Below are 11,674 nucleotides of genomic sequence, written 5' to 3'. Positions count from 1 at the left end.
CATTTAAAATTTAAATTCACGGCAAAAAAAATGTCAAAAAAGCCGTTCTAGAAACATAAAGTTAACATTAGCACTAATGCCAGAATAAACACCTACTGATTACAGCGTAATCACTAATAACACCTAGATAAATTCCGCACAAGCCCTACAGAATGATGTGAGCATTTTAACAACAAATAGCGTATTTAGTTTACTCTGAGGGTCACTGAATGATTTATTAAAGATGAGTAAATAAGCCTTAAGCCAAATTATCTTTATAGAGATAGCATTATTGCAGCATTTAAGTGCAATAGATTAAATTACATACATATTCTGCACTAAATTAATGCTTAGATATTTAAATATCAGGCTGAAAAACAGCAAAGGTCACCCGTAATAATACCGGTGACCTACATACCGTGGGATATGGGGATAGATTAAAGTAATCCGGGGAAAATGGCTTTGATACCGGTGACAATAAACTCGATGCCTAATGCCATCAGCAATAACCCCATAATACGCGTTATAACGTTTATACCGGTTTGCCCTAACAGCCGAACCAGCAGCGGAGCCGCCCGGAATAGCAACCAGCAACAGAACGCAAACAAGGCCACAGCCACCGTCAAGCCTAACAAATTCTGCCAGCTGTGATAGCGGGAACTCCAAACAATGGTTGAACTGATGGCACCTGGCCCTGCCATCAGTGGCAATGCGAGTGGCACAACACCGATACTTTCACGGACCGCCGTTTCGGTTTTTTCCTGCTTGTTCTGCTTATCCTCACCGAGTTTGCCGCTGATCATCGACATCGCAATGCTAACGACCAGAATCCCACCGGCAATACGGAATGAGTCGATGGAAATACCAAAAATTTTCAGAATGGCATCCCCCAAGAACAAGGATATCCACAAGATAATCGCCACTGACAGGTTAGCTGTCAGGTTAGTTTTATCCCGCCCAGCCGCTGCCTGATAGCTGGTCATACTGATAAATACCGGCAATATACCTACCGGGTTTACCAGTGCAAATAAGCCAACAAAAAACTTGATGTAACCTGAAAGGTCCAACAATGATTGACTCACACATCACTCCGCGCAATAGCTGATAAAAACGTCACAGATAACAGGCCATTATAATTTAATGCCCCAAGACAACACACCTTATGGCCCGTGCCTGGAAAATTCGCGACAAAAATAATGTCGCTACCATGCAGAATAGCACCTGCATTATTCAAGCCTCTGACCACAGTTCTTTTCACTAAAAATCACCCTTAGGGCGCTCTTCTACAGATGTGCGCGCTAATGTAATGGAATTAGTCATAGGAATCTATGTAATAAAACAGCATTTATACAAGGTAAATTTTTACCGTTTAAAATGATAACTCTTGTTAATGCCCTGTGGTGTTAATGAAGCTTTAACGTCATGAATTATCAATTTATTCATGTTAATGATAATTACTCTCAACAAATAATTGCTGAATGGTGTCAGCTTGACGATTTCGTGATTTAAATCACGAAAAACATACCTAAGAATAGTTAAGCTCTGAGCAGTGGTAGAGAGTAAGTTCACTGAGAAACAGAGTATAAAGGTTGAAAATGATATTTTCCCCCTCATCTTATTCTTAGTGGAACAAAAGCTCTTTCAGTAAATCAGCGGTAAAAAATGGCAAAGTAAGCTATAAAACTAGCTCTATTTGACCTTACGGCATACTAGAGCCTGACTATACTAGTTGCTTCAACAGCTCATTTACTAAAAGAGTTTAACATTATCAGGAGAGCATTATGGCTGTAACGAATGTCGCTGAACTTAACGAGCTAGTAGCACGCGTCAAGAAAGCCCAGCGCGAGTATGCCAACTTTACTCAAGAGCAGGTTGATAAAATCTTCCGTGCCGCAGCTCTGGCTGCAGCGGATGCCCGTATTCCCCTGGCCAAACTGGCGGTAGAGGAATCAGGTATGGGTATTGTTGAAGATAAAGTGATCAAGAATCACTTTGCTTCTGAATACATCTACAATGCCTACAAAGATGAAAAAACTTGTGGCATTTTAGAAGAAGATAAAACCTTCGGTACAATTACTATCGCTGAACCTATTGGTTTAATCTGCGGTATCGTACCAACAACTAACCCGACTTCTACCGCTATCTTCAAGGCATTAATTAGCCTTAAAACGCGTAACGGTATCGTATTCTCTCCACATCCACGTGCTAAAGACGCAACCAATAAAGCTGCAGATATCGTGCTTCAAGCCGCTATTGCCGCAGGTGCGCCAGCAGATATTATTGGCTGGATTGATGCGCCAACAGTTGAGCTGTCTAACCAACTGATGCACCACCCTGACATTAACCTGATTCTGGCAACCGGTGGCCCAGGCATGGTTAAAGCAGCTTACAGCTCAGGTAAACCGGCTATCGGTGTTGGTGCGGGTAACACTCCTGTTGTGGTTGACGAAACCGCTGATATTAAACGTGTTGTTGCATCTATCTTGATGTCAAAAACCTTTGATAATGGTGTGATTTGTGCCTCTGAACAATCTATCATCGTGGTTGATTCAGCTTACGACGCAGTTCGCGAGCGCTTCTCTTCCCATGGTGGCTACCTGTTACAAGGTAAAGAGCTGAAAGCAGTTCAGGATATCATCCTGAAAAATGGCGGTTTGAACGCCGCTATCGTTGGTCAGCCAGCAACTAAAATTGCTGAAATGGCTGGCATTAAAGTTCCTAGCAACACCAAAATTCTTATCGGTGAAGTTAAGGTTGTTGACGAGTCAGAACCATTTGCTCACGAAAAACTGTCGCCTACTTTAGCGATGTATCGTGCGAAGAGTTTTGAAGACGCAGTTGATAAAGCGGAAAAACTGGTAGAAATGGGGGGTATCGGCCATACATCTTGCCTGTATACCGACCAGGATAACCAACCTGCACGCGTTAAGTATTTCGGCGATAAAATGAAAACCGCCCGAATTCTAATCAACACCCCTGCCTCTCATGGTGGTATCGGTGACCTGTACAACTTCAAAGTGGCGCCATCTCTGACGCTAGGTTGTGGTTCATGGGGTGGTAACTCCATCTCTGAAAACGTTGGGCCGAAACACTTGATCAACAAGAAAACTGTGGCTAAGCGAGCAGAAAACATGTTGTGGCATAAACTACCGAAATCTATTTACTTCCGTCGTGGCTCTCTGCCTATCGCGTTGGAAGAAGTGGCAACTGACGGTGCAAAACGTGCCTTCATCGTGACTGACCGCTATCTGTTCAACAACGGTTATGCCGATCAAATCACCAGCGTGCTGAAATCTCACGGTATCGAGACTGAAGTCTTCTTCGAAGTAGAAGCGGACCCTACCCTGAGCATCGTGCGCAAAGGTGCCGAGCAGATGAACTCCTTCAAACCAGACGTGATCATTGCGCTGGGTGGTGGTTCACCGATGGATGCTGCCAAAATTATGTGGGTCATGTACGAGCACCCTGAAACCCACTTCGAAGAATTGGCATTACGCTTTATGGATATCCGTAAACGTATTTACAAGTTCCCGAAAATGGGTGTGAAAGCGAAAATGATCGCGGTAACCACCACATCAGGTACCGGTTCAGAAGTGACGCCATTTGCGGTAGTTACCGACGATGCCACAGGCCAGAAATATCCATTGGCTGACTACGCATTGACTCCAGACATGGCAATCGTTGATGCCAACCTGGTTATGAATATGCCTAAGTCTTTATGTGCCTTCGGTGGTCTGGACGCAGTAACTCATGCTCTGGAAGCTTATGTTTCTGTATTGGCGAATGAATATTCTGACGGCCAGGCTCTGCAAGCGCTGAAACTGCTGAAAGAATTCCTGCCAGCCAGCTACAATGAAGGTGCTAAAAACCCAGTGGCTCGTGAGCGTGTGCATAATGCCGCAACCATCGCGGGTATCGCTTTTGCTAACGCCTTCTTGGGTGTCTGCCACTCAATGGCCCATAAACTGGGTTCTGAGTTCCATATCCCGCATGGCTTAGCCAACGCCATGTTGATTTCTAACGTTATTCGCTATAATGCGAATGACAACCCAACTAAGCAGACTGCTTTCAGCCAATATGACCGCCCACAAGCGCGCCGTCGTTATGCTGAAGTTGCAGATCATCTGGGTCTGAGTGCTCCGGGCGACCGTACTGCACAGAAAATTCAGAAACTGCTGACTTGGTTAGATGAAATCAAAGCAGAGTTGGGTATCCCAGCATCAATTCGTGAAGCTGGCGTTCAAGAAGCTGATTTCTTAGCTAAAGTAGACAAACTGTCTGAAGATGCATTTGATGACCAGTGTACCGGTGCTAACCCACGTTACCCGCTGATCTCTGAGTTGAAACAGATTTTGATGGATACTTATTACGGCCGCGAATTTAGCGAAGAACTTGACCGTGAAGAAGTTGCTGTTACAGCAGCTCCGGCACCAAAAGCTGAAAAGAAAGCCAAGAAATAATAGTAATCTTAATGTGTAACCCCCATTTATAGCTGGGGGTTACACAACAGAAGATATAGCCCCCAATTGCCATTGCTGTTGGGGGTTTCTTTTTATAAGCACATTTAAAAACATTTGGTATATAACCGCTCAAATCGCCATAGTCCGCTCCTACGGACCACGCATCTAATCCCCTGACTAATCTCAATACGGCTCGCCACATCGCCACCAACCCCTGCTATACCCAAGCTAATGCGTTATAACGTCATCCCCCGAATCGACTATGGATTAAGGAGACATTAGGATCAACATCGTGTCTTTTATTAATTTTGTAAGATTGTAGAAAATGTGGCGATAAAACCAAAATAATGACCCAGTCCAGGATATAGCGTTAAACCAAGGCTTTTCACCCCGCATAAATGCGAGGGATAAAGCTGTATGGCTTCATATGACGTAAACTCAGCAAAAGGTTAGTTACCCCACAGCTTCAATAAGAAATCCCGTGAGGCATCCTTGGTGGACAATGAGTATCTAGGAAGGATTTTGGAGAGAAGCCGCTTTAATCGCCTCTTTATAATGGCGGCGACAAACAGAAACGTAGCTTTCGTTGCCACCAATAACGACTTGTTCGCCGTCATGCACAGCTCTGCCCTGTTCGTCTAACCGCAGCACCATGTTTGCTTTGCGGCCACAATGACAAATTGTTTTCAGTTCAACCAATTTGTCAGCCCACGACAACAAGTATTTGCTACCGGGAAATAGTTCACCGAGAAAATCGGTACGCAAACCGTAACACAATACCGGGATATGCAGTTCATCCACCACCTGACACAATTGCTGAACTTGCTCTTTGGTCAAAAATTGGCATTCATCTAGCAAAATACAATGAACGGGCTTTTCCTGATGCTCAGTGGCAATAATGGATAATAGTGAAGTTCCACTATTATAAAGCAGTGCCTGCGAGGACAGGCCAATACGCGAACTGACAGTCCCGACACCAAAGCGATTATCTATCTCTGCTGTGAATACCAAGGTACGCATGCCCCGCTCTTGGTAGTTATAAGAAGACTGCAACAGCGCGGTGGATTTCCCTGCATTCATCGCAGAGTAATAAAAATAAAGTTGAGCCATGGGCCCGTAACTCCAGTGGTATAATAAATGGTCACAATGACAACGAGTACCAAGTTTATCATAAATTCAGACTTTACGAGGAGCAGACTACTTCTCTATATTACTGTTTTCTATATTAAGTAATGGTAGCGTTAATGTAGCTGCCGACACTTTCATTTGAAGCACCTTGCTATTATTAGGTACATTACATGACCAATCTCACAATATTGATACAGCGAACGTATGCTGCTTGAACATTAACCAGATTAGGTGCGTGGGATAGCAATAGGGTTGGATAGGATGTACCGCGATTGGTTCATTAATGATACAAGTAATGTATTACCATGGTTAATTGGTAAAATAGTGATAACAAATATTGTCAGAACCTGATAAATCCAATACAGCATGCTTTTTTTACCTTACTCAACCTTTCATCGCAGCTATATCAATATCGCACTTTTTGCATGATCAGTTATTGCACACGCTAGCACGATAAGTCGTCTATTTTTGCTTTATTGATATAAAGCAAACTTATAACTTAGTGAGAAAATCATGTTTTCGCGTAGGGTCATTAGCGAGCAAAATGAACTTTTACGTTAAAAACACTACGGAGAATAACAAACCGCCATCGCTTATTAGTAGCAAGCAGCAACTTTTCGCTAATAAAATACGTAAATTCGAGGATGCTAATCAAATTGGCTATTGCAGAAATTAAAATAGCACTCTATTATTATCCAGACGCCCCCCCACCAATTATAATTTGAGACCAGGACAATGAGCGAAGCGTTAAAGATTCTTAACAACATCCGTACTCTGCGTGCACAAGCGCGTGAATGCACTCTTGAAACTTTAGAAGAAATGCTGGAGAAGCTTGAAGTGGTCGTTAACGAACGCCGCGAAGAAGATTCTCAAGTACAAGCTGAAATTGAAGAACGCACACGTAAATTGAGCCAATACCGTGAAATGCTTATTGCAGACGGTATTGATCCAAATGAACTGCTGCAAACTATGAGTGCAACTAAAGCTACAACTAAAGCTAAGCGTGCTGCACGCCCAGCTAAATATAAGTATGTAGACGAGAATGGCGAAACTAAAACCTGGACAGGCCAAGGCCGTACTCCAGCAGTGATTAAGAAAGCCATTGAAGACGAAGGTAAATCACTGGATGATTTCCTGCTGTAATAGTATTAGTTAATTTACTATTATGATAAAAGTACCCTCCTATTATACGGGGGGTATTTTTTTACCTCCTCCTTGCCCTGCAATCATAGTTGAAATCCTTATCAATGCGGCTGTTGAATTAACATACAATTGCCAAGGAGCACCTAACCTAAACATATCGCATTCGATAAATACCCCTTAGTTATCACTGTGCTTGTAAAGCTATAAGAATGCTCTGCTAATTTATAACAATACAATAATCGATATAACTGACTAAATTTCCCATAATATTGTGATATATGAGAATCTTGGAGTGAAAGAGTTGTGTCACCTCCGCCCTACGGCATGAAGATTGAGCACAAAACAGAAACTAATTAAGTTTTGTACCCAACACATAAAATCATCTTTAGTACTTATTACGCTCGATTAATCGATGTACCCCGACCAATCCCATAATAGGTAAAACCTCGACTATTTAACCGTTCTGGATCGTACAAATTACGCCCATCAAAGATAACCGGCTGTTTTAATCGGAGCTTGATCATATCAAAATCAGGTGCTCTAAAATTCTGCCACTCAGTACAAATAATCAGAGCATCCGCCCCTTGTAGCGCTGATTCTTTTGTCCCCATTAACTTTAGGTCATCCCTTGCACCATAAATGCGCTGAGCTTCATCCATTGCCTCTGGATCATAAGCTTGAATAATAGCGCCAGCACGCCATAAAGCCTCCATCAAAATCCGACTGGGGGCCTCTCGCATATCATCTGTATTGGGTTTGAATGCTAATCCCCAGAGTGCAAATGTTTTCCCTGCAAGCTGCGAATCAAAATGGTATTGAATAAATTCAGTTAACTTACACTTTTGTTCGTTATTGATTCTCTCCACTGCACGCAACAGTTGCGGCTGATAGCCACAATTTTCTGCGGTACGAATTAATGCCTGGATATCTTTGGGAAAACAGGAACCACCATAACCACACCCAGAATAAATAAAATGGTAGCCAATGCGTGAATCTGAGCCAATACCTTGGCGTACTTTTTCGATATCTGCACCGAGCCGCTCTGCAATATTAGCGATTTCATTCATGAAACTGATTTTTGTCGCCAACATACCGTTTGCTGCATATTTGGTCAGTTCTGCACTGCGGACATCCATAATTAACATGCGGTCATGATTTCTGTTGAATGGCTCGTATAGTTCGCTAATTAAATCAATCACACCATTATCATCAGTATCAATTCCGATAACGATACGCTCAGGCCGCTTACAGTCAGCAACAGCAGCGCCTTCTTTTAAGAATTCAGGGTTCGATACCACATTGAAAGCTATATCTTGTCCGCGTTGCTGTAAAATCGCTTTAATCCTTTGCTGCACTTGATCCGCGGTACCCACTGGCACAGTTGATTTATCGATAATAACTTTAGGCGCATCCATATATTTCGCAATAGTGCTGGCAACGTCTAACACATATTTAAGGTCAGCCGCACCATCCTCATCAGGAGGAGTACCAACCGCAATAAACTGAATCGTACTATGAGCAACACCGGCTTCGGCATCTGTTGAAAATCGAAGCCGGCCCTCGTCATAGTTTTCTTTTACCAATGGCGCTAATCCTGGTTCAAAAATAGCGACACGGCCTTTTTGCAGGTCGGAAACTTTGTTTGCATCGATATCTATACACAGGACATCATGACCAACTTCGGCAAGTACTGCTGCCTGAACCAGTCCTACATAACCGATACCAAAAACCGTCACTTTCATTCAATCAATCCTCAAGTTGGAATTCGATAAGAGACACACTGCCGACCATTATCAGGACCTAACCTTAATTTAGCCTGAGGTAGCCAACCTTATTGCCAGCGAATAATAAAAGTTGACTGAAAATTTTCAGCCACAAGTAAGGAGGAAAGTATATCAACCGATATTTCTTACATCTCGGGCATACTCATTGATTGAAACAAATGAGGTTTATTTCGTAGATTCGTTATAGAACCATTGAGACTTGGCGGGCCATAGCAGTGAATAAGTGAGCAAGATACATAAATTACGTGAACTATTTATTGAGTAATACTTTCAAAATATAAACTATTCATCGGCTGAAAGCATCAACCTCAATCGACTCCCGCCTCCCCATACCTGGCATTGCCATGCTTCACAACGCTGACTAATTTGATTTAAATGTGCTGTTTTTAACGTACCTAAAGGCACACCATTACTAAGTTGAATCTGATTTTTACCCGCACTAACATTCGCGTGAAGACCTGCCGAAACCAGAATTAAATTTTTATATTCCACATGATAATAACCAACGAGCAAAGGAAACTGCCCATCCAAATGAGTACGTCTTAGTAGCTGGTTAACTTGTTTAAGTAACGTTGACATCTGCGGCAAACGCTGTTGTTGGTGTGCCAAATGTTCTTGAAGAATCCCGTTAAATAACACGCGTAATAATAGTGCGGCTAAAATTCCGTTATCCCCGGCACGGGTGACATCCAGACAATAAAATGCCAGGTCCTTATCTGACAATGCAGCGATATCAAGGACTAATCCCGGTTTCTCAACCATCGTTAACTGCCGGTAATTTACCCGACAGTGTGCAATGGTTTGCTGTGCCGGTGGTTGCAATTGCTTAAGTAACTGCGCTGCATCATGAGGATTCTTACGTAATGCATCCCAATCCTGGATAAGTTCTGTCTCTTCAATTGCATGAGAGGTAAACAGTATGGGATAAAGGCATGCCAGCACCGCTTCACGTAGCCGATTTAAATCCACGATCGGTTTCAACAGTACGTCTTTCACGCCCATACGCATGACTTTAGCAATGTCAGCCATCTTATCAGTAGCCGATATAACTAAAATAGGGATCTTTACTCCTTGTATGAGTAAACGCTCAACAAACTCGATCCCTCCCATCTTAGGCATAGCGAGATCGCAGAGTATCAGGTCAGGTGATTGGACCTTAATCTGCTCTAACGCCTCCAGGCCATTTTCTGCCTGCTGGACTGCCGCGCCGAGTGCCCTTAGAAACTCAGTGATTACCGTACGGAAGACCGTTTCGTCCTCGACGACTAAAATATTTTTACCTGCTAATGGTTTTTCCATGCACTGCTTCTCTTGCTAACCTTAAACGTAATAGTGGCCCAAAATGACTGTTTGTGCTTGTCTGAAATTGTTACGTACTACTTTACTCACACACATTTGTTACTCATCAGCCCCTTACCAAAGGACGTAACTGCTCTATATTTTTCTCCACAGCCAATTGTCCAGCGGCAATCGCTTCATCCGCCCGATGGAAATCCAGCATTGATATTTGTGGGCAGTAGGGCTGGATCAACACATCGGGAGGATCTCCTGCCATACGATTACGTTTTAATCTGTTCTCCAATACCTGTATTGAGGTAGACATTATTTCCATGGCGCTGGGAACGGCCATCGTTGGATTACCTGACATATTGGTTATTCGTGCTTTTAAGCGCAGATGCCAACTTGCTGGCATCTGCGGGGGGTTACCTTCAGGAGATGATTGTGAGGAAAACAGATCTTGCCGAATCAGATGTGCATCATGTTGCAAATCAACGGCAATCACGATGTCAGCGCCCATTGCTCTTGCCAAAGAAATAGGAACAGGATTGACTACTGCACCATCAACCAACCAATAGCTACCGAAGCGGACAGGAGAAAGCAATCCAGGCATGCTGCATGAAGCCCTAATTGCCTGTTTAATATCCCCCTCAGTAAGCCATAACTCACGGCCCGTCGTTAAGTTGGTTACAACAGACCCAAAGGGCAATTTACATTCAGCAATGTCCTGCACTTCAATTATTTGGTTTACAGCATTAAAAACCCGCTCACCCCGCAGTAATCCGCCACGACGCCAGGAGAAATCCATCAGTCGAATAACATCCCAATATTTAAACGAGCGAACCCAGCGCTCCATCACATTCATGTGATCACTGGCATACGCTGCACCAACCAAGGCACCAACCGAACAACCGGCAACAATATCAACTTTGACGCCCATTCTCTCTAGCGCATTAATGACCCCGATATGTGCCCATCCCTTCGCGGCACCCGCGCCAAGTGCCAGTCCAATCTTAATTTTTCTCATTTTTATTTCGTCCATTTTCGATCAATTTGGCACTTTACCGCTCAACTAAATAAATCAGACTCTGGTTTTTGTTATCGACACTGCCGCTTGACTCTTAACGCTAGCAGGCTACAACTTAGCGTTCACTCAGAGGAAAAATCCATATTTACTCGCCAGTGCTATAACCCTACTGATTGAACTATAGTTAACATTTATCCTTCTGGTAAATTGATACAAATAGTTTACATTTCATTACTAAGATATAGGCTATAAGTTGAAGGATATACTGTGAATATTGAAATATGCCAAACCGATCTATTTAATCCAGATCTTATTGCATTAATTGCTCAATTAGATGCGTATCAAGAAGCACTCTATCCGGCTGAAAGCAATCATACAGAGTCGATTGCGAGTATGGCTCAGAAAAAAACATTCGTTTATATTGCAACACGACAAGGTCGCGCTGTGGGATGCGCCATTCTTTTCCAACCTGAAAGTACCTATCCTGAGATTAAGCGCGTTTTTGTCATCCCTGACTGCCGAGGTCATGGCATTGCGTCAATGCTAGTTACAGCACTGCTCGAAAAATCTATCTCTTTGAATTTAAAATATGTTTATTTGGAGACAGGGATTCATCAACCTGAAGCAGTAAAACTGTACCAGCGATTAGGCTTTGAATTTACGTCTGAATTTGGTTGTTATCAATACGACCCACTTAGCTTCTATATGGTAAAAACAGTGGCTAGTTGTCACTCAGTAAAAGATAAAACAGAGAGGTAGCATTCAGTTCATTCAGTAACCGTTGCTATTTTGACTTTATTGCTTTGACACTCGACATAACACAGCAAAATAGCCACTATAGTAGTGGCTATTCAGAGTAAATATTCGGAGTTAAG

The 11,674-nt window shown here is 42.9% G+C and carries 8 protein-coding genes; 3 read left to right on the top strand and 5 right to left on the bottom strand.

The features are described from left to right. Positions 1 to 416 precede the first annotated feature (416 nt). Complete coding sequence (locus tag V2A85_RS18225; RefSeq protein WP_050101351.1) at positions 417 to 1,061, bottom strand: YchE family NAAT transporter; 645 nt, start codon at positions 1,059 to 1,061, stop codon at positions 417 to 419. Between the two features lie 699 nt (positions 1,062 to 1,760). Here V2A85_RS18225 and adhE point away from each other — a divergent pair. Further along, positions 1,761 to 4,439: a bifunctional acetaldehyde-CoA/alcohol dehydrogenase gene (gene adhE, locus V2A85_RS18220; protein WP_372558958.1), complete on the top strand. Its 2,679-nt coding sequence runs from the start codon at positions 1,761 to 1,763 to the stop codon at positions 4,437 to 4,439. Positions 4,440 to 4,949: 510 nt separating this feature from the next. Here adhE and V2A85_RS18215 read toward each other — a convergent pair. Beyond that, positions 4,950 to 5,549, bottom strand: a complete 600-nt coding sequence (locus V2A85_RS18215) for a thymidine kinase (RefSeq protein ID WP_372558957.1) — start codon at positions 5,547 to 5,549, stop codon at positions 4,950 to 4,952. A 753-nt stretch (positions 5,550 to 6,302) separates the two neighbouring features. Between V2A85_RS18215 and hns the strand changes: the two genes are divergently transcribed. Further along, the gene (gene hns / locus V2A85_RS18210; protein WP_083158951.1) at positions 6,303 to 6,710 is read left to right on the top strand and encodes a histone-like nucleoid-structuring protein H-NS; all 408 of its coding nucleotides are present in this window, start codon (positions 6,303 to 6,305) and stop codon (positions 6,708 to 6,710) included. Between the two features lie 395 nt (positions 6,711 to 7,105). Here the strand turns inward: hns and V2A85_RS18205 are convergent, their stop codons facing one another. From V2A85_RS18205 to rssA, 3 genes are all read right to left on the bottom strand, one after another. Further along, a complete protein-coding gene (locus V2A85_RS18205) occupies positions 7,106 to 8,452 on the bottom strand; it encodes a UDP-glucose dehydrogenase family protein (RefSeq protein ID WP_083158952.1) in 1,347 nt (448 codons plus the stop codon). Positions 8,453 to 8,776: 324 nt separating this feature from the next. Next, the gene (gene rssB / locus V2A85_RS18200; protein WP_372558956.1) at positions 8,777 to 9,793 is read right to left on the bottom strand and encodes a two-component system response regulator RssB; all 1,017 of its coding nucleotides are present in this window, start codon (positions 9,791 to 9,793) and stop codon (positions 8,777 to 8,779) included. Positions 9,794 to 9,899: 106 nt separating this feature from the next. Next, the gene (rssA, locus tag V2A85_RS18195) at positions 9,900 to 10,799 is read right to left on the bottom strand and encodes a patatin-like phospholipase RssA (protein ID WP_372558955.1); all 900 of its coding nucleotides are present in this window, start codon (positions 10,797 to 10,799) and stop codon (positions 9,900 to 9,902) included. Between the two features lie 267 nt (positions 10,800 to 11,066). On the opposite strand from rssA, the gene V2A85_RS18190 reads away from it, so the two are divergent. Continuing rightward, positions 11,067 to 11,558, top strand: coding sequence for a GNAT family N-acetyltransferase (locus V2A85_RS18190; RefSeq protein ID WP_372558954.1), 492 nt, complete (start codon positions 11,067 to 11,069; stop codon positions 11,556 to 11,558). Positions 11,559 to 11,674: the final 116 nt, after the last annotated feature.

It is taken from the genome of Yersinia sp. 1252 StPb PI, assembly GCF_048593885.1.
GTDB classification, from domain to species: Bacteria; Pseudomonadota; Gammaproteobacteria; order Enterobacterales; family Enterobacteriaceae; genus Yersinia; species Yersinia enterocolitica_E.
Note: the sequence above shows the minus strand (reverse complement) of the source record. Positions and strands in the feature narration are given on the sequence as shown.

Coding starts and splice junctions, on each gene's coding strand:
- V2A85_RS18205 (WP_083158952.1), bottom strand. CDS start 8,452: ATGAAAGTGACGGTTTTTGGTATCGGTTATGTAGGACTGGTTCAGGCA.
- V2A85_RS18215 (WP_372558957.1), bottom strand. CDS start 5,549: ATGGCTCAACTTTATTTTTATTACTCTGCGATGAATGCAGGGAAATCC.
- rssA (WP_372558955.1), bottom strand. CDS start 10,799: ATGAGAAAAATTAAGATTGGACTGGCACTTGGCGCGGGTGCCGCGAAG.
- rssB (WP_372558956.1), bottom strand. CDS start 9,793: ATGGAAAAACCATTAGCAGGTAAAAATATTTTAGTCGTCGAGGACGAA.
- adhE (WP_372558958.1), top strand. CDS start 1,761: ATGGCTGTAACGAATGTCGCTGAACTTAACGAGCTAGTAGCACGCGTC.
- hns (WP_083158951.1), top strand. CDS start 6,303: ATGAGCGAAGCGTTAAAGATTCTTAACAACATCCGTACTCTGCGTGCA.